Consider the following 18,223-nt stretch of genomic DNA (forward strand, 5'->3'; position numbering starts at 1 on the left):
GTGTGTCACCGGGTCGCGGCGGCGATCACCCGGGTCAGCGCCTTGTGCAGGTCCTGCAGTTCGGCGACGTCCATGCCGAGCCGTTCGACGATCGTGGCGGGGATCTTCTCGGCCTGGGCGCGGAGCGCGCGGCCGTCGTCGGTGAGGGTCACCGCGAGGGAGCGCTCGTCGGCGGTGCCGCGCCGCCGCTCGACGAGGCCGGCCGCCTCCAGCCTCTTGAGCAGCGGCGACAGTGTGGCCGGCTCCAGTTGCAGCAGGCCGGCGAGGTCTTTGACCGACAGCGGCGCCCGCTCCCACAACGCCAGCATGACCAGGTATTGCGGGTGGGTGAGGCCCATCGGCTCCAGCACCGGCCGGTAGAGCGCGATCACCGACCGGGAGGCGACGGCGAGGGCGAAGCAGACCTGGTTCTCCAGAGACAGCGGATCCATTTTCGTCGCCTCCTAATAGTTAGTACACTAAATGTTAGTGCACTACCGAACCGAGGATGGCCCTGATGCGAAAGCCCCTGGAAGAGCGGATCGCCGAGCGGCAGGCGAAGCGCCCGCCGCTCAAGGACGACAAGACCTTCGAACACGGCCCGGCGAAGTGGCTGTTCGTCGCCTTCATGGTGTTCGTGGTGCTGATCCACCTGGTCGGGCTCGTCATCGTGATGGCGATGGAGACCTGATCAGCCCTGCGCCGGGATCCATCCCATGCCGACCGACAGGATGACGAACACCCCGAGGACGATCCGGTAGATCACGAACGGGGTGAACCGGTGGGTGCTGATGTAGCGCAGGAACCACGCCACCGCCGCGTAGCCCACGAAGAACGAGATCACCGTGGCCAGGATCGTCGGCCCCCACGCGGGCGCCTGACCCTCGCCGATCTCGAACAGCTCCAGCCCGCCCGACGCCAGCACGGCCGGGATGGCCAGCAGGAACGAGTACTTGGCCGCGTCTTCACGCCGGTAGCCGAGCAGCAGACCCGCGGTCACCGTGCCGCCCGAGCGGGACACGCCGGGGATCAGCGCCAGCGACTGGGCGAAGCCGTAGCCGAGGGCGTGCTTGAAGTTGAGGTGGGTCTGCAGCGACAGCGTGTTGCGCGCGGTGTGGTCGGCCCACCAGAGGATGAGCGCGAAGACGATCAGGGTGACGCCCACGATGCGCAGGTCGCGGAAGACCGTCTCGATCTGGTCTTTCAGCACCAGGCCGAGGACCGCGATGGGCAGGGTGCCGGCGATGATGTACCACCCCATGCGGGCGGCCCAGTTGTCGCGCAGCTCCTTGTTGAACAACGAGCGCGTCCAGGTGGAGATGATCTCCCAGAGCTCTTTCCGGAAGTAGATCAGCACGGCGGCCTCGGTGCCGAGCTGGATCACCGCCGTGAACGCCGCTCCCGGGTCGGGCCAGCCGGCGAAGGCCGACACCACGCGGATGTGGGCGCTGGAAGAGATCGGCAGGAACTCGGTGAGCCCTTGGATCAGCCCGAGAATGACCGCTTCGAACCAGCCGATCACGACCGCACCTTTCCTCTATTCAAGTGGTGGAGCGGCCAGGCTAGCGGATCTGGAGCCCCGCCCACGTCGACCTGACGGTCGAGGCGTGGAGTCGTACGGGGCTGGCACGCTGGACTGCTTAGAAGGTGATGTTTCCGTGAATGTCCCGGGCCTGGATCACTTTGTTGGCTTGACCCGTGAAGGAATTGGCCACACCGCCACTCTGCGCCTGGTTCCACAAGGCGTGACACTCCTGACGGAACGCCGGATCGCGTGAGAACTCCGTTTCCAGCGCGGCCGCAGTGGTCTCTTGTGATTCGAGTGCCTCCGGCCGACCCCGGAAGCGGTCGCGGATGCGGCCGACCATCGTCGACAGCGCTGTTCCCGCCGACTCTCCAGCTCCGGTGGCGACACCGGTAGCGATGGCACCCGCGATGGCGAGCGTGATGGGGTCCATGATGAAACTCCGATGATCAGGGGGCGGGACTCGGGCGGGGCAGGTTCTCCAATACGTAGACGTCCCAGCGAGGCGGAGTGATCCCGGTGAAGGGGCCGTTTCTGCCGATCAAGCGCCAGCCGAGATGCCGGTAGATGCTCTGTGTACTCAAAGCCGTCGGCTGTACGGACAGGACAGCCCGCTCCTCCGACCGAGAGCCGAGCAGACTGTCGATGAGTCTTCCGCCGATACCGTGACCTCGCCAGTTCGGAAGAACGGCGAGACTGACAAGGGCGAAGGTGCGGCTATCCCACTCGTCGGTGAACTCGGCCGGGAGCGACTCTGGGATAGCCCTCCACCATCCGTGGTCGGGAGGCAGACGATGACCGTAGGCGTATCCGACCGCTTCACCACTGTGCCATGCGATCGCCACGCCGAAACTCGGGTCTCCGGCCAGCCGGTGGAGTTCCTCCGCATTCTCCTGCGATGTCTGCGGTGTCCATGCGAAGGGTTCTCGAAGAAAGACGTCGTCATGAATGGCGCAGATGAAAGTGAACCAGTTTTGGCATGACGCCCCATGCCCCAGCTCCACAATGAACTCGCTCATTCGGCTTCAGCGGCTTTCGCCCGTAATTCTCCGCCGAGGGAGTCTTCGCCGAAGGCCTCATAGAGTTCCGCCGCCTCGCACCAACGATGTCGTGCGGCGGAGGAGTCGCCCTCACCTTGGTGTATGTCACCCATCATCGCCAATGTCATCGCAAGGCTCCGCCGATCCTTGAAGCGCTCGAACGTCGCTCCCGCCCGTTCGAGCAGTACTTGAGCCTCAGCGCTCCGTCCGAGCTCCATCAGCGCCCTTGCGAGTGGGCGAGTCCCCCAGGCCGCGCTCCATTCGTCGTGCGCCTCAACGAAGACCTCCACTGCTTCGGCTCCCAGTGACGCCGCCTTCTGGAAGTCGCCCAGCAGGGCGGCGTGTTCCCCGAGACTGAGCAGTGCCATGCCCTCTCCTCGCCGCAGTCCCCCAGAACGGAAAACCTCCAGCGCCGACCGAAAACAGGTGTAGGCCTCTTCGCGGTTACCCAACTGCTCGTGAATAAGCCCGAGACCACGAAAGGAGAAACCGGTGAGCCAGGCGTCGCCAGCCTCTTGACCATAGGCGATGACACTCTCGTAGTTCGCCATCCCACTTTCCGGTCTTCCGCCGCGCCAGTCGGCGTCACCCAAAGCGAAAACGTTCGAGGCTTCGCCCAGTCGATCACCGAGGATGCGTGCAGCCTCGGCTCCGGCTCGGTGGATGGCCTCCCACTCCGTCCAATACGAGTGGAGTTCGAAAAAACCGTCAGCGACGACCGGCAGTTTCCACGCGATGTCGTACTGACCAGTGTCCAGAGCCTGATCCAAAGCGGCCAGGATGTTGAGGTGCTCCACCTCGAACCAGACCATGGCCTTCTCCGCGTCGTTGAACGCCGGTATCTGGAGCTGTCCGGCCGGAACGAGAGGCACCTCATGCGAGTGAGGAAGGATCGCCTTCCGACCGGAATCGGTGGTAAGGAGATACCAGCTCAGAACCCGGCGTACGGCAAGCGTCTGGCCTTTCGCACTGACCTCTTCGCGAAGACGCTCCTTCGCGTATGTCCGAAGCAGGTCATGCAGGCGGTAACGGCCACGGGACACCTCGTGCAAGAGATGCGTCGCGCAGAGAGTTTCCAATAGCCGCTGAGTGACACGTGGTTCGACATAGTCGAGCAGCGCCATAGCCGCCTCGACGCCGAATTCACGTCCTGGATGGAGACCTAGCAGTCGAAAAGCGTGCTGCATTTCCGCAGAGAGCGCACGATACGACCACGAGAAGGCGGCACGCACGTCGCTGAGCTCATCTTCGCCGGACGCGAGCGAATCAAGCCTATGCTGTTCCTCTTCGAGCTCAGCGACGAGGTCGGCAAGCGCGAGCCTCGGCCTGTCCACCGCCCGTTCGGCCACCACTCTCAATGCCAGGGGTAGATGGCCGCAGAGCTCGGCGACCCGAAGGGCCGCGTCGGGTTCTGCCGCGACCCGGGCGTCGCCAATCACCTGCACGAGTAACTCGACGGCGTCCGATGGACTCAGCACGTCCAGGGTCACACGCGCGGCTCCTTCCCGTGTTACCAGCCCAGCCAGGCTACTTCTGCTTGTGATCAAGGCAAAGCAGCCGCGCGACGCCGGAAGTAGCGGGCGCACCGTTGCAGTGTCCGCGGCATTGTCGAGGACAACGAGCATCCGCCGACCGGTTACCAATGAACGGAACAACGAGGCACGCTCCGCGAGCGTCGCGGGGATGCCCTCCTTTGGAATATCCAACGCTCGTAGGAAACTGTCGAGCGCCTGATCGGCACTCAGCGGAGCGCTTGGCCCGTAACCGCCCAGGTCGACATAAAGATCTCCGTCCGGAAAGCGGTCGCGGACCCGATGCGCCCAGTGCATGACCAATGCGGTCTTTCCGACGCCGGGAGGGCCCGCAATGGCGGAGACCCCACCTGTGCCACTCTCAGTGGCGAGGAGGCGATCCAAGGCGGCGACGATCTCAACTCTGTTGACGAACCCAGCAACCGGCAGAGGCAACTGCCGAGGCAGCGGCAGGCTCCGGTTGGGGGACGGCAGATTGATGTGGCCGTGCATCGCACCGATCTGCACAACAGATTCGGCATCGCCGGCGAAATCGTTACTGAAGCTCTGCATTTGCGCCGAATCGCCAGAGATCAAAATACACTGTCATATTTTTCAGCGAACACGGGGAACGGGATGGACCAGCCCACCGCCATGTCGCGCCAGAAATTGGCCTGGACGATCCGCTCGGGGTCATCCACGATCTCGGCCGCCTCAAAGGCACCACCATCTTGGTAGTGCATCGTTATCAGAGTGGACGAGTCGAAGAGCCAGTAGTCATAATGCGGCATCCCCGTCGGCCACTCGCCGGACGAGACCGGAAGGAGCCGGACGTCTTCACCGGCCTGCACGGTATGTGTATAGGACCAAGCGCATTCGAAACGGACATAGTCCGACAAGGGCTCCTCTACCACGTGGACGCGGTGTAGAAGCTTCCCGGCAGCCCGTGCCGGTCTGACTGTCTCCTCTATCCACCGAGCGATGCCCGGGAACTCACCGCGCTGCTGGCCGCCCAGGAAGAGATCGAACTCCGCCTTCTCGTATGAGACGTCATAGCGCTGCAACGACTCCAGCCGGTAGGCGGTGAAGCGGAAATCGGTGAAGAAGCGGTTGAACTCCGCATCGTCGAGGGACCGAAACATCCGTCCCACTTAGCGGGCCTCCCCCTTCTCGCGGAGTCTCTCGACCGCTCCCAGCAGAACTTCGGGAGCGATCTGCAAGGCAATCTCACCTGGTAGGACGTTGACGAGGTTGGACGACGTGTCCTCGTCGACCGCCGGCCCTTGCACCACAATCTGGCCGTTATCGGCCAAGTAGATGGCAGGACAGCCGTTACCGCCAGAATTCTGGTCTTTATAGAGCATCTCGAGCCGCACGGGGCCTCCCATGAGATCGCCAAAATTGCCCACAAGTTATCCCGGCAATCCGTTCCGGTCAACCCAGTGGATCGAGAAGCCATAGCAGGAAATACACGGGTGCATCCATTTACGTGCCACACCGGCCAAGCAAGCCCGATACCCCCAAGTCCGATACGTACAGCAACTAGTCGACGCACCTGCGGTGAAGGAGATTAACCAAATGCCATTTGAGTCGATCTGCGACCGAAAATACTGACCCCAGCGCACGGCGGATGCTGTAGCCCCAGCTCGAGCTCCTGACAAAGATTCCGGTCAGGACACTCTCCAAAAGAAGGCTGAGATCAAATGCACGGTCTGGCAGACGCGGCGTCAGGCGGCACCGGCCGTCCCTTCTCCGGCAGCAGTGGCGGCTGGACATCTGAGCACACGCTCCAGCGCACAACGTGGCCAGGCAACGTACACACTGATGCCATCCGTCACAGGCGTGGTTAGGCGGTCGAACCCGTAGCCTGGCTCGGCATCGTAGCGAAGCGATCGCCCGGGACCTCGTGGCCTACCACGGCGACGTCATCGTCGAACTCATATCGCTTGCCTGCTACGTGCTCAATCGAAGAATCCAACAGATGGACGTGCCCGTTTCATGGTGATTCGTCAAGTTTGCAGGGGCAGGCTTCCCTCTGTTGGCAGATGATAAAGGGGTCCGATGGCCCTATCTGCACCACCTACGGCGTCGGCGAGCTGAGCGCGATCAACGGCATCGCGGCGGCGTACGCCGAGGAGCTGCCGGTGTTCCTATTGGTGAACATGCCGAACACGCCCGTACAGGCGCGTCGTTCGCTGGTCCACCACACGCTCGGCAACGGGGGTTCAACCTGTTCCGCCGGATGTCCGAGCCGGTCGTCTGCGCCAGCGGGATCCTGACCCCGCAGAACGCCGCCGCCGAGGTCGAGCGGTAGAACGGCGCCGCGCTGTACCATCGCCGGCCCGTCTACGTCGCCTTCCCCGCCGACCTAGCCTCGATGCCTATGGTCAGCCAGGCCGCACCGCTGCCGCCGTCGTCGAGGCGGTCACCCGGATGCTCGTCAAGGCCGAGACGGCGTGCATCTTGCCGGGTTGCTCACCGTGCGGGCCGGGCTGGCCGAGGAACTGCGGTCGTTCCTGGACGCCACGGGCCTGCCCTTCGATGGTTGTATCGAGGTGGTGACCGACGCGTACACGGCACCGCCGCTGGCCGTGCGACTACACGCCAACGTCGAGACCCTCTACTCCTAGAACCTCGATCTGGTAACGCCCGTCGGCGTCGCGGTGCGCGCCGTGGATGTCGGTGGCGAGCTCGGGAAAGGCGCGGTCGAACTCCTCCAGCGCGCGCAGGTACGCCATCAGCGGCCCGTCGGCCGCCCCGGCGGCCTCGCCCGGCATGAGCATGGGGATGCCGGGAGGGGTGACGACGACGGTGGCCGCGGCGACCCGGCCGGGGAGCTTGGCCAGCGGGACCCGTTCGGTGCGCCGCCGGATCATGGCCTGGTAGCAGTCGGCCGGGGTCGTCACCGGTTCGGGCAGGTCGGTGAAGACCTGGTCGAGCAGGTCGCCCACCGCCGACCCGCGCAGCATGTCGTGGACGTCGGCGCAGTACTTCCGCAGCGTGACCGAGGGCGGCCCGAAGCCGGGCAGCACCTCGGCCAGGGGCACGTCGTTGTCGTAGGCGTGCTTGAAGTCGGTCAGGGCGTCGATGAGGGTGCCCCACTTGCCCTTGGTGATCCCCATGGAGAACAGCACCAGGAGCGTGTGGTCGCCGGTCTTCTCCACCACGATGCCGCGCCGCTGCAGGTAGGCGTCGACGACGCGAGCCGGGATGCCCCAGTCGAGGGTGCCCGCGGCGGCGTCGGCGCCGGGGCAGGTGATGGTCACCTTGATCGGGTCGAGCAGGGCGTAGCCGTCGGCCATGCCGTCGAACCCGTGCCAGGCGGCCCCCGGCTCCAGCACCCAGTAGCGGGGGTCGGCGCACAACTCGGCGAGGTCGGCGTCGGCGACCGCCGGCGGCTGCCAGACGCCGAAGAACCATTCGGGGCGCCGGCCGTCTTCGCGGATGCGGGCGGCCAGCCGCGTCATGGCCTGCCGGAACCGGACCGCCTCGACGATCGCCTCCTGGGTGAGGAAGGTCCCCGACGGCCCGTCCATCATCGCCGCCGCGACGTCGAGTGAGGCGATCATCGGATAGAGCGGCGAGGTGGTGGCGTGCATGAGGAAGGTCTCGTTGAACGCGTCGTAGTCGACCGGCGCTCGCGGAGCCGGCCGGACGTGCACCATCGCGGCCTGCGACAACGCGGCCAGCAGCTTGTGGGTCGACTGGGTGGCGAAGACCGTGGGCCGGTCGGGCCCCGGCAGGGTGTGGACGTCGACCGCCATGCCGTAACGGCCCGCGTAGAGCGGGTTGAACCGCCCGTAGGCGAACCACGCCTCGTCGAAGTGCACCCGGGGCACACTGGCCCCGAGCAGCTCGGCGACCCTGACCGCGTCGTAGCAGACGCCGTCGTAGGTGGAGTTGGTGACGACCGCGTACGTCGGCTCACCGGAGGCGAGCGGGTGGTCGGCCACCCGCGCCCGGACGGCGGCCTCCTCCAGCGCCATAGGAGGAATCGGCCCGGCCAGCCCGAGTCCGTTGCGCTCGGGCACGAGGTAGACGGGCCGGGCGCCGCTGATCGCGAGGGCGTGCTGCACGGACTTGTGGCAGTTGCGGTCGACCAGGACGGTGTCGTCGCGGGCGATGGCATGGTGCCCGACGATGCGGTTGGCGGTCGAGTTGCCGTTGACGACGAAGAACGTGCGTTCGGCGCCGAAGACGCGGGCGGCGTTGTGCTCGGCCTCGCCGATCGGGCCGGTGTGGTCGAGGGGCGAGCCCAGCTCCGGCACCGAGATCGACAGGTCGGTGCGCAGCAGCCGCTCGCCGTAGAAGTCGAAGAAGGCCCGCCCCACGGGCGACTTCAGGAACGCGACGCCCCCGGCGTGCGCGGGGGTGTGCCAGGAGTAGCGGTGGTGGTCCTGCAGCCGCCGCAGGGCGCGGAAGAAGGGCGGGAGGATCGTGTCGGCGTACTGCTCGGCGGCGTGGGCGATGCGGCCCGCGATGAACTGCGGGGTGTCCTCCAGCGGGAAGACGTACCCCTGGATGACCTCGTAGACCCACAGGGGAAGCTCCTGGTCCTGCGTCATCAGGAAGACGGGCAGCCCGCGGAAGCGCCCGGCCACGGCACGGAGGAGGTCTTCTGCGCCGGGCGCGTCCCAGGCCGCCAGCACCGCCGTGAGCGAGGCGTCCGACCCGATGACGGCCAGGGCGTCGCCCGGCCGGTAGGTCCAGCGCACCTGCAGGCCCTGCTCACTCATCGCGGCACAAACCCGTCGGAGTTGCTCGGCCAGTGCGGTGTCGGCGTCGGGGTGCTCGGTGACGGCGACCAGAACCATTCGCTCCATGCAGCGCTCCACGGTCAAGGGGGCAGGCGTGACCATCCAATTACAGAGAGTGACTGGTCAAGTGACAATCCCTTTCGAGCCATACCGCCGTCGACAGCTCAGGACTTGATCACCAGATTGGCCTGCGGGTCGTAGCAGATCAGTCCGTTGCGCTTGGCCAGGGAGATCAGAGTGGAAGCGACTTCCACGCTTCTCGACCAGGAAACGGCCGCGATCAGAAAGCCGGGACCCGTGAACAGCTCGGACATCCAGGGGGAATTCTCGACGTCTTCATCGGTCGACTCCGAGGTCAGATCCGGATACACGGAGATCACCTGCTCATGGAACGTCCGCACGGCCGGAGCGTCGGGGACCAGGCCGCTCTTCTCCTCGATGAGGCCTCTGTAGATCTCCGCGGCCTGAGCGGCATCGGTGTCCTCGGAGGCGTGCCAGAACGCCAGATCGAAGCTCATGAGGGACCGTACAGGTGCCGCCAAAGCCTGGTCAAACTTTACATATGCGCAGGTAGGCGCAGTTATTCTGACGTTCCTGGCAGCGAACTCGGCCCCACCGGAAGAGGGGTGATGGCGTGAAATCGGCTGACAGTGTCCGTAGAGCGGCGACCCCGGCGGTCGCCGTCGTCGACTGCGCCGGGGTGGTGATCGGGTGGACCCGGGCCGCCGAGGAGCTCACCGGGTATCTCGCGGCCGACGTCTTCGGGCGGCCCATCGGCACGCTGCTGCGGCCCGGGGGCGAAGGGGGCGGTGCGTACCGGCCCGGTAAAGGGATCATGGAGGTGCGGCGGCGGGACGGTGAGGTGGTCATCGTTCGGGCCGACGCCGCGCCGATCACTCTGGGTGACGACACCGACGGCCCCGGGCAGTCGTGGTTGTTGTCGGCGATCCCGGTCGCCCTCGACCTGTCGACCGACACCGGCGCGCTGCTGGATTCGCTCATCGGCAGCTTTCCCGTCGCGATGGCGATCTGGGACAAAGATCTGCGCTGCGTCTGGTTCAACGAGGCGGCCGAGCGGCTCCGGGACGGCTATCCCTACTACCGGATCGGGCGTTCGCTGACCGAGGTCATTCCGGGGATCGACAACGAAGGGGTGCAGGAGGTGATGCGCGAGGTGCTCGCCGACGGGCGGCCCGTGATCGACCGTGAGGCCCACTGGTCCTACGCGGGTGAGAAGCGGGTGTTGTCGGTCTCGCTGCTGCCGCTCGCGGGGGTGGACGGAAAGCCGCTGGGCGTCTGCTCGGTGGCCCTGGATTTCAGCAACAGCAAGGCGCGGGACCACCTCGACCTGCTGCGTGAGGCCGGAGTCCGGCTCGGCAGCACCCTGGACGTCATGAGCACCGCCCAGGAACTGGCCGAGCTGGCCGTTCCGGTCCTGGCCGACTACGTGACCGTCGACCTGCCCGAGGCGATGCTGCCGGGCACAGAGCCGCTGCGGCGGCTGGCCACGACGGAGGCCGCGATCCCGGCGTTCCGGCGGGCGGGCGTGGCTTCGGTGCGGGCCGGGGCGCCCGAGTCGCTCTGGGAGCGGGGCGATGCCGTGTTCGTGCCGCCGAGGTCCCCGTTCATGGAGGTCCTGCGGTCGCGCCGGTCGCACTTCGAGCCCGTGCTCGACATCTCCCCCGGCACCTGGCTGGATCTGGACCCCGACCGGTCGCGGGTCATCCGTGCCACCGGCATGCACTCGCTGATCGTCGTTCCGCTGGAGGCACGCGGCGACGTCTTGGGCGTCGCGGTCTTCGTGCGCACCTCCAACCCGGCGCCGTTCAGCAAGGACGACCTGCTGGTGGCCGAGGAGCTGGTCACACGGGCCGCGCTGAGCCTGGACAACGCGCGCCAGTACACGCGTGAGCGGCTGACCGCGCTCGCGCTCCAGCGCGACCTGCTGCCGCACCACCTGTCCGGCGGCGGCGCCGTCGAGGTGGCCTCGCGCTACCTGCCCTCCGACGCGCACGAGGGGGTCGGCGGCGACTGGTACGACGTCATCCACCTCCCCGGCGGCCGCATCGCCCTGGTCGTCGGCGACGTCACCGGGCACGGCATCAACGCCGCGGCCACCATGGGCCGGATGCGCACCGCCGTGCGTGCCCTGGCCGTCTGTGACCTCCCACCGGACGAGCTGCTCAGCCACCTCGACCGGCTCATGACGGAGGACGCCCTCACCCCCGACGCCATGGGCGCCACCTGCCTGTACGCCGTCTACGACCCCCGGACCGGCCGCTGCACCATGGCCACGGCGGGCCATCCGCCACCCGCGATCATGACCCCGTCAGGCGCGGTGATCTTCCCGTCGCTGCCCCCCGGCACGCCGATCGGCGTGGGGCTGGGCGCCTTCCAGTCGTACGACCTGCACCTCCCGCCGGGAACCCTGCTGGCCCTCTACACCGACGGCCTGATCGAGACGCGGCAGGCCGACCTCGACGCGGGCATGGCCAGGCTCGCCGACACCCTCGCCCGCGCGGCGTCGCGATCGGCGACGCTCGACCACGTGTGCGGGGACGTCATCGGCTCCATCGTGGGTCAGGCGCCCTCCGACGACGACATCGCCCTGCTCATGGCCCGCATCCTGGCCTGATCGGTCAAGAGCGCCAGAGGGCGGCGTGCGAGATCTCGGAGTTGTTCGCCCCCTTGGTGACCACCGATCCCACGGCGTACACCTCCCTGCTGCCGGGCCGCCAGGCCAGCGAGTGGACGCGCGGCTCCGCCCCGGGCGGCGCGGGCAACCGGTGGCGGGTCCAGCGGCGACCGTCCAGATGCCAGAGCACATCCCTCTGCCCGATCACCCAGAGCCCTCCCCTGCCGTCGGGCTCGGCCTGGCCGAAGCGGGTCATCCGGCCGGCGGTGGAGGTCAACGGCCCCCAGTCGCAGGTCCAGCCCTTCCCGTCCCAGTGCATCGCCAGCGGGTGGCCCTTCTCCACGGGCTCGTTCTCCTCGTCGTACTCGTCCAGGACGGTCCAGGACAGACCGCCGACGACCCAGACGTCGTCGGCGCCGAGCACCACGACGTCGCTCAGGGTGGCGCGCGGCAGGGTCACGTCGGCGGGCGGCTCGAACGGTGGCGTGGTGATCCGGCGCCACGCCCCGGACTCCCGGCGCAGCGCCGCGGGTTCGCCGTTCTGCCCGCTGACCGCCCACAACTCCCCGCCTCCGGAGCTCAGGGCCCCGGCCGCCGCGGGCAGCGGGTGCTGACGCCACTGACCTCCCGTCCACGACACCGCCGTCGGGCCGTTCACGGCCCACGCCTCACCGTCGACGGCACGCGCGGTGGTGTCGGCCCAGCCGACCGAGCGCGCGGCCGGTTCGGGCAGCGGTTCCGCGCGCCATACGCCGTCCGCGAAGGCGGCGACGACTCCGGCGGTCTCCTTGGGCGACTTGCCGTTGGACACGCCGAACACCCACGCCTGATCGGCGGAGGCCGCCGCGACCGCCACGTTGGTCTGCCAACGTGGCGGCCGGGCCTGCGGGATCTGGAAGGTCTCCCACCTGGAGCCGTCCCACCGGCGCACCCCGCCGTCCCTGCTCACGAGGGCGCCGTCCTCTTCTTTCACGCTCCGGTAGGTCGACCACAACGCCCCGTCGGGGGCCGCCGCGAGCAGCGACATCGAGCCGCGCTCCTCGTCGATCCAGACCGGCCGCCATGCGGTGCGGACGTCGGCCGCGCGCAGGTCGTCGGCCTTCTCACCGGGAAGCTCGCAGCCCGCCGACCGGGCCGGCAGGGGCGGGAGCGCGGCCGCGGGGGTGGGCGTGGGAGTGGGCGCGGCGGTCGTGCGGACGGGCGCCTCCGGCGCGGACGTACAACCGGCGACGACCGCCACGGCTAAGAGACATGCGGCCGCTCTCATCCCGCGAGTCTCGCACGCGGGCGTCCTAGGCTACGGCGCATGGACACGATCCCCCTCGGCAGGCCCGCCCAGCTCGTGGTCGACTGCGCCGACCCGGCCTCCCTCGCCGTCTTCTGGGGCAGGCTGCTCGGCACGCCGCCGGTCCACCGTGATCCCTCGTGGTCATATGTGGACGGTGTGGTGCGGATCGCGTTCCAGCGGGTGCCCGAGCCGAAGACCGGCAAGAACCGGGCCCACCTGGACGTCGAGGTCGCCGACGTCGCCGTCGCGGCGGCCACGGCCGTCGCCTGGGGCGCGAGGGAGAGCGGGCCCCTGCGCACCGACGCCCAGGGCTCCTTCCAGGTCATGCGCGACCCCGAGGGCAACGAGTTCTGCCTGGTGTCGAATGACCATTCGGCGCTATCATCGCCGAATGGCGATGGATAGGCTCTGTGTCAGTGCGGACATCGCGGCCGGCGTCTCCCCCGCGGCCGCCCTGTTCCATTCATTGGGAGACGAGACCCGCCTGCGCATCGTCCAGCGCCTCAGCCGGGGCGAGGCCCGGGTCGTCGACCTCACCACGGAGCTCGGGCTGGCCCAGTCGACCGTCTCCAAGCACCTGGCCTGCCTGCGCGGCTGCGGGCTCGTCGACTACCGGACCGAAGGCCGCCAGTCCTTCTACGCCCTCACCCGCCCCGAACTGATGGACCTGCTCGCCTCGGCCGAGCACCTGCTCGCGGCCACCGGCCACGACGTGACCCTGCGCCCGGCCGGGGAGATGCGGTGACCACCGTCCCGGCCCGCCGGGCGAGGTTACGGAGCCGCATCCGCTGGCTGGTCGCCGCCACGATCACCTACAACGTCGTCGAGGCGGCGGTGGCGATCACCGCCGGGACCGTCGCCTCTTCGGCCGCCCTCATCGGCTTCGGCCTCGACTCCCTGGTCGAGGTCGCCTCGGCCGCCGCCGTGGCCTGGCAGTTCTCCGTCGCCGACCACGAGCGCCGCGAGCGAACGGCCCTGCGGGTGATCGCGGTCTCCTTCTTCGCCCTGGCCGCCTATGTGACCTTCGACGCCGTGCGCGCCCTGCTCGGTGCGGGCGAGGCCGAACACTCCACCGCCGGGCTCGTCCTGGCGGGGCTCTCTCTCGTCGTCATGCCGTTCCTGTCGTACGCGCAGCGCCGGACCGGACGCGAACTCGGTTCGGCCAGTGCCGTCGCCGACTCCAAGCAGACCCTGCTGTGCACCTACCTGTCCGGTGTCCTGCTCGTGGGCCTGGCGCTCAACAGCCTGTTCGGCTGGGCGTGGGCCGACCCGATCGCCGCCCTGGTCATCGCGGCCGTCGCGGTCAAGGAAGGCCGCGAGGCGTGGCGCGGCGACGCCTGCTGCGCGACCGGCTCCTGCGACGGCTGATCCCGTCCCGGTGATCAGTGTCCCAGGTGAAGAGGACCGCGTACCCGGCGCGGTTGCCTTCAACCCTTTCCGGCGATCGTAACTGAGCGTTAAGTTTCGACCACTCTGGGGTATCTGCCGGTTGTCCGAAGAGTGCGCCAAATGTCCCGGTTAGGGAAGTCCATGAACGCTCAGCACGCCGATGTGGTGGCCTTTCTGATCCGCCAGCATTCGGAGATCAAAGACCTGTTCGCCGAAGTCGAGGCCGCAGAGGGGGACGCCCGCGAGGAGGCCTTCCGCCGGCTGGTCCACCTGCTCGCCGTCCACGAGACGGCCGAGGAGGAGCTCGTCCACCCGTACGTGCGGCAGGTCGTCGACGGAGGCGACGGGATCGTCGACGACCGGCTGCGGGAGGAGAACGAGGCCAAGCAGCTGCTGTCCGACCTCGACGAGATGGGCTCGCAGCACCCCGACTTCCTCAAGCACCTGGAGGTGCTGCGCAAGGACGTGCTGACGCACGCCCGCGCGGAGGAGCGCTACGAGTTCCCCCACCTGACCCGCGAAGGCGATCCCGCCCGGTTGACGAAGATGACCGCCGCCGTCCAGGCCGCGGAGAAGATGGCGCCCACCCGGCCCCATCCCGGCGTCGAGTCGGCCACCAAGAACCTGCTGCTCGGCGCGCCCATGGCGATCATGGACCGGGCCCGCGACGCCATTCGCAAGGCCATGGGAGAGGGCAAATGACGTTCAACCCGCTGCGCGAGCGCGGCATCCCGCTCGACGAGCAGGTTCGCACCTGGCGGGAGCTCGCGGTGATGCCCATCGATCCCGACGAGGCCGACCCTTATACGCGCTGCCGGATCATCACGATGAACGGCATCGAGACCGAGGCGATCTTCTTCAGCCACCACATGGCCCGCCACTGCCCCAGCATCGAGATGAAACAGCAGCTCGCCCGGGTCCGCTACATCGAGGCCCAGCAGCAGAAAGCCGTCAACTGGCTGCTGCCCGGGCTGGCCTCGGTGCTGGAGACCACGATCGCCTACGAGCAGGTCGCGGTCGACCTGACCGCCTGGGTCGCCCGGATGGAACCCGACCCCTACCTCAAACAGGCCTACCAGTTCGGCGTGCTGGAGGACTTCGACCACCTCTACCGGTACGCCAACCTCTACGAGATGATCGAGCACCGCAAGGCCGAGAAGATCGTCGACGGGCTGACCGAGGTCATGCCGGGACGGCCGACCTACCTGCACCACCGGAACCCGGTCGACAACGTCCGCCAGAACTACGACAAGGACGCGGCCGCGCCGATCTCCAAGCTGCACGCCCTCACGATCATGGCGGCCGAGCAGCAGACCATGAACTTCTACATGAACGTCGGCCCGCTCTACATGGAACCGATCGCCCGCCAGCTCTATCAGGAGATCGGGATGATCGAGGAGGAGCACGTCACCCACTACGAATCCCTCGTCGACCCCGGCGAGACCTGGTGGGAGATGCTGCTCAACCACGAGTACAACGAGTGCTACCTCTACCACTCCTTCATGGAGACCGAGTCCGACCCGAGGATCAAGGCGATCTGGGAGCTCCACCTCAACATGGAGCTGGAACACCTGCGCCTGGCGGCCGAGATGTTCAAACGCCACGACGGCCGCGACCCCGAGCAGGTCCTGGCACCGGCGCTGCCGGCCCCGGTCACCTTCGAACCGAACAAGGCCTACCTGCGCGAACTGCTCGCCACCCAGATCGACTACACCACGATCGGGACGGGCTACGTCCAGGAGGCCCACGAACGCTTCGAGGCCATGCAGCGGGCCGTCATGGACGACGAGAAGCCCGCCTCGGAGTTGATCATCTCGGAGAACGCCATGAAGTCGGGACACGAGTACCGGCTGGAGACCGAGGGACCGCACCCGGTGCCGAGCCTGCGGATGAACCGGCCCACCTGACGCGTCCGGAAGAAATCACCTGACGATCGGGGCTTTTCCCGGACATGCCGGGAAGGGCCCCAATGGTGGACCATTCACGCGCACCCATTCTGGAAGCCCTCGCCGCCTACCATGCCAGCGGGCAGACTCCGTTCACCCCGCCCGGCCACAAACAGGGACGAGGGGTCGATCCCCGGGTCGCCGAGGTCATGGGCATGGACGTGTTCCGGTCGGACGTGCTGGCCACGGCCGGGCTCGACGACCGGCAGTCGACCGGCGGCATCGTGCAGGAGGCCGAGGAGCTGATGGCCCATGCCGTCGACGCCGACCATGCCTTCTTCAGCACCTGCGGCAGCTCGCTCTCGGTCAAGACGGCGATCATGGCGACGGCCGGGCCGGGAGAGAAACTGATCATCGGCCGCGACGCGCACAAGTCGGTCGGCTCCGGGCTGGTCCTGACGGGGGTGGTCCCGGTCTGGGTCGACCCGACGTGGGATCAGGAGCGGCAACTGGCCCACCCGCCGTCGGTGGAGGCGTTCGCCGCCGCCCTGGAGGCCCATCCCGACGCGAAGGGCGTCCTGGTGATCAGCCCGACGCCGTACGGCACCTGCGCCGACCTGTCGGGGCTGACCCGCGTGTGCCACGAGCACGGCAGACCGCTTCTCGTGGACGAGGCCTGGGGCGCCCACCTGCCGTTCCATCCCGACCTGCCGACCTGGGCGATGGACTCGGGCGCGGACATGTGCGTGACGTCCGTGCACAAGATGGGTTCGGCCCTGGAGCAGAGCTCGGTCTTCCACCTCCAGGGCGACCGCATCGATCCCGCCCTGCTCAAGGCCCGCTCCGACCTGCTCAACACCACGAGCTCGTCAGTGCTGATCTACGCCGCGCTCGACGGCTGGCGGCGGCAGATGGTCGAGCACGGTCACGCGATCTACGACCGCGCCCTGGCGCTGGCCCACCACGTGCGCGCCGCCGTGAACGACATCGACGGCTTCCACGTGTACGGCCGCGCCGAGTACGGGCACCTGACCGCGGACATGGACCCGCTCCAGGTGGTCATCGACATCTCCGCGACCGGCGCGTCCGGATACGTGATGGCCGACTGGCTGCGGGAACACCACCAGATCAACATGCACCTGTCCGACCACCGCCGGATCAGCGCCCAGCTCAGCCACGCCGACGACGAGAAGTCGGCCGAGGCGCTGCTCTCCGCCCTGCGCGACCTCGCCACGCACGCCGCCGACATGCCGGCCGCCGAGGTGCGGGTGCCCGGCGACCTGCGCCTGGAGCAGGTCATACCGCCCCGGGACGCCTTCTTCGCCGAGATCGAGCAGGTCTCCGTGGACGAGGCCGCCGGACGGATCTCCGCCGAGATGCTCACGCCCTACCCGCCGGGCATCCCGGCCGCCCTGCCGGGCGAACGCCTCACCGACGACGTGCTGACCTACCTGACCACGGGCCTGCGCTCGGGCATGGTCATCCCGGACGCGTGGGACTCCTCACTGAAGACGATCCACGTCGTCAAGGACTAGCACCAGCGCCACCTGCCCACCCGCACGCGGACACCCGCCGACGTGTGGGCGATCGGAGCCGCATCGGCGGACAGGCCCGCCGCCTGGAGCAGGTTCTGGTCGAGGGCGGTGACCCGTGCCCGGCGGAGGGACCAGCGCGGGTGCTCCACCTCGGCGGTGGCCAGCCGCCCGGCGACCACGGTGAACAGCCGGTAACGCTCCGTCAGGAAGTCGGTCAGCGCCTCCGGGGCCACGGGCTCGCCGATCTCGACGTCGGCGTCGCCGCTGATCCCGGCCCGGCCGTGCCTCCTGCACCGGTAGGCGACGCGGTCGGCGTCCACCCGCACCGACATGGCCGACCAGTGGTAGGGCAACCGGTACCCGGCCCGCCCGGCCGCCACGGCGGGCAGCCGGGCGGCGTCCAGCGACAGGAACCACAGGCCGCCGCGCCCCTGTTCGTCGTGGACGTAGGTCCGCACGTTGGTCTCGGGAAACCGGGACAACCAGGGCAGCGCCGGCACGACCGGAGGCCGCACGTCCTCCATGAGGAAGGGCGTCAGCCCGACCCAGGCCGACCCGTCATGCCGCTCGGCGGTGAGGCCGGGCGGCAGCAGGGACTGGATCAGGTCGGCCGGAAAACGCCAGTGCAGAAAGGTGATGTGCGACCAGCTCTGGTACATCACCGGCAGAGTGACCATG

21 protein-coding genes are annotated in these 18,223 nt (G+C 68.0%); 9 read left to right on the forward strand and 12 right to left on the reverse strand.

The window, feature by feature from the left end:
• Positions 1-5 precede the first annotated feature (5 nt).
• The gene (locus QSK34_RS22695; protein WP_161479538.1) at positions 6-431 is read right to left on the reverse strand and encodes a MarR family winged helix-turn-helix transcriptional regulator; all 426 of its coding nucleotides are present in this window, start codon (positions 429-431) and stop codon (positions 6-8) included.
• A 65-nt stretch (positions 432-496) separates the two neighbouring features.
• Between QSK34_RS22695 and QSK34_RS22700 the strand changes: the two genes are divergently transcribed.
• Positions 497-670 (forward strand): hypothetical protein, encoded by a 174-nt coding sequence (locus QSK34_RS22700; RefSeq protein ID WP_197038844.1) that lies wholly within the window; start codon positions 497-499, stop codon positions 668-670.
• On the opposite strand, the gene QSK34_RS22705 is transcribed toward QSK34_RS22700, so the two are convergent.
• From QSK34_RS22705 to QSK34_RS22735, 7 genes are all read right to left on the reverse strand, one after another.
• On the reverse strand, positions 671-1,501 hold the full coding sequence (locus tag QSK34_RS22705; RefSeq protein ID WP_030455265.1) for an undecaprenyl-diphosphate phosphatase: 831 nt from the start codon (positions 1,499-1,501) through the stop codon (positions 671-673).
• 118 nt (positions 1,502-1,619) lie between these two features.
• Entirely contained in the window at positions 1,620-1,937 is a 318-nt protein-coding gene (locus tag QSK34_RS22710) for a hypothetical protein (protein ID WP_285586334.1), read from the reverse strand.
• 16 nt (positions 1,938-1,953) lie between these two features.
• Positions 1,954-2,523 (reverse strand): GNAT family N-acetyltransferase, encoded by a 570-nt coding sequence (locus QSK34_RS22715; RefSeq protein WP_285586336.1) that lies wholly within the window; start codon positions 2,521-2,523, stop codon positions 1,954-1,956.
• Positions 2,520-4,652 carry an ATP-binding protein gene (locus QSK34_RS22720; protein ID WP_285586338.1) on the reverse strand — a complete coding sequence of 711 codons (2,133 nt, stop codon included), beginning with the start codon at positions 4,650-4,652 and terminating at the stop codon, positions 2,520-2,522. Before QSK34_RS22720 ends, QSK34_RS22715 begins: the two co-directional genes overlap by 4 nt.
• Positions 4,649-5,197 (reverse strand): DUF6879 family protein, encoded by a 549-nt coding sequence (locus QSK34_RS22725; protein ID WP_285586341.1) that lies wholly within the window; start codon positions 5,195-5,197, stop codon positions 4,649-4,651. The genes QSK34_RS22720 and QSK34_RS22725 overlap by 4 nt, the downstream gene beginning before the upstream one ends.
• A 9-nt stretch (positions 5,198-5,206) precedes the next feature.
• Positions 5,207-5,431 (reverse strand): hypothetical protein, encoded by a 225-nt coding sequence (locus QSK34_RS22730; RefSeq protein ID WP_137245852.1) that lies wholly within the window; start codon positions 5,429-5,431, stop codon positions 5,207-5,209.
• A 704-nt stretch (positions 5,432-6,135) separates the two neighbouring features.
• Entirely contained in the window at positions 6,136-6,273 is a 138-nt protein-coding gene (locus tag QSK34_RS22735; RefSeq protein WP_285586348.1) for a hypothetical protein, read from the reverse strand.
• Positions 6,274-6,526: 253 nt separating this feature from the next.
• Between QSK34_RS22735 and QSK34_RS22740 the strand changes: the two genes are divergently transcribed.
• Positions 6,527-6,685, forward strand: coding sequence for a hypothetical protein (locus QSK34_RS22740; protein ID WP_285586350.1), 159 nt, complete (start codon positions 6,527-6,529; stop codon positions 6,683-6,685).
• Here the strand turns inward: QSK34_RS22740 and QSK34_RS22745 are convergent.
• Together QSK34_RS22745 and QSK34_RS22750 are read right to left on the reverse strand one after the other, a co-directional pair.
• A complete protein-coding gene (locus QSK34_RS22745) occupies positions 6,653-8,878 on the reverse strand; it encodes an Orn/Lys/Arg family decarboxylase (protein ID WP_285586352.1) in 2,226 nt (741 codons plus the stop codon). The genes QSK34_RS22740 and QSK34_RS22745 overlap by 33 nt on opposite strands.
• Before the next feature lie 98 nt (positions 8,879-8,976).
• Entirely contained in the window at positions 8,977-9,330 is a 354-nt protein-coding gene (locus QSK34_RS22750) for a hypothetical protein (protein WP_285586354.1), read from the reverse strand.
• Positions 9,331-9,446: 116 nt separating this feature from the next.
• On the opposite strand from QSK34_RS22750, the gene QSK34_RS22755 reads away from it, so the two are divergent.
• On the forward strand, positions 9,447-11,447 hold the full coding sequence (locus QSK34_RS22755; protein ID WP_285586356.1) for a SpoIIE family protein phosphatase: 2,001 nt from the start codon (positions 9,447-9,449) through the stop codon (positions 11,445-11,447).
• Positions 11,448-11,451: 4 nt separating this feature from the next.
• On the opposite strand, the gene QSK34_RS22760 is transcribed toward QSK34_RS22755, so the two are convergent.
• Complete coding sequence (locus QSK34_RS22760) at positions 11,452-12,714, reverse strand: hypothetical protein (protein WP_285586358.1); 1,263 nt, start codon at positions 12,712-12,714, stop codon at positions 11,452-11,454.
• A 39-nt stretch (positions 12,715-12,753) separates the two neighbouring features.
• Here QSK34_RS22760 and QSK34_RS22765 point away from each other — a divergent pair, with 39 nt between their 5' ends.
• The 6 genes from QSK34_RS22765 to QSK34_RS22790 all read left to right on the forward strand — a co-directional run bounded on the left by QSK34_RS22765 (position 12,754) and on the right by QSK34_RS22790 (position 17,545).
• A complete protein-coding gene (locus tag QSK34_RS22765) occupies positions 12,754-13,140 on the forward strand; it encodes a VOC family protein (RefSeq protein ID WP_285586360.1) in 387 nt (128 codons plus the stop codon).
• Positions 13,127-13,480: an ArsR/SmtB family transcription factor gene (locus tag QSK34_RS22770; RefSeq protein WP_285586361.1), complete on the forward strand. Its 354-nt coding sequence runs from the start codon at positions 13,127-13,129 to the stop codon at positions 13,478-13,480. Before QSK34_RS22765 ends, QSK34_RS22770 begins: the two co-directional genes overlap by 14 nt.
• Positions 13,477-14,103: a cation efflux transmembrane domain-containing protein gene (locus QSK34_RS22775; RefSeq protein WP_285586363.1), complete on the forward strand. Its 627-nt coding sequence runs from the start codon at positions 13,477-13,479 to the stop codon at positions 14,101-14,103. The genes QSK34_RS22770 and QSK34_RS22775 overlap by 4 nt, the downstream gene beginning before the upstream one ends.
• Positions 14,104-14,265: 162 nt before the next feature.
• Positions 14,266-14,826 carry a hemerythrin domain-containing protein gene (locus QSK34_RS22780; RefSeq protein ID WP_285586366.1) on the forward strand — a complete coding sequence of 187 codons (561 nt, stop codon included), beginning with the start codon at positions 14,266-14,268 and terminating at the stop codon, positions 14,824-14,826.
• A complete protein-coding gene (locus QSK34_RS22785) occupies positions 14,823-16,031 on the forward strand; it encodes a hypothetical protein (RefSeq protein ID WP_285586368.1) in 1,209 nt (402 codons plus the stop codon). Before QSK34_RS22780 ends, QSK34_RS22785 begins: the two co-directional genes overlap by 4 nt.
• 62 nt (positions 16,032-16,093) lie before the next feature.
• Positions 16,094-17,545: an aminotransferase class I/II-fold pyridoxal phosphate-dependent enzyme gene (locus tag QSK34_RS22790; RefSeq protein WP_285586370.1), complete on the forward strand. Its 1,452-nt coding sequence runs from the start codon at positions 16,094-16,096 to the stop codon at positions 17,543-17,545.
• Here QSK34_RS22790 and QSK34_RS22795 read toward each other — a convergent pair.
• The gene (locus tag QSK34_RS22795) at positions 17,542-18,222 is read right to left on the reverse strand and encodes a YqjF family protein (protein ID WP_285586372.1); all 681 of its coding nucleotides are present in this window, start codon (positions 18,220-18,222) and stop codon (positions 17,542-17,544) included. The genes QSK34_RS22790 and QSK34_RS22795 overlap by 4 nt on opposite strands.
• Position 18,223: the final 1 nt, after the last annotated feature.

Origin of the sequence: Herbidospora sp. NBRC 101105 (genome assembly GCF_030269205.1) — a bacterium.
GTDB classification, from domain to species: domain Bacteria; phylum Actinomycetota; class Actinomycetes; order Streptosporangiales; family Streptosporangiaceae; genus Herbidospora; species Herbidospora solisilvae.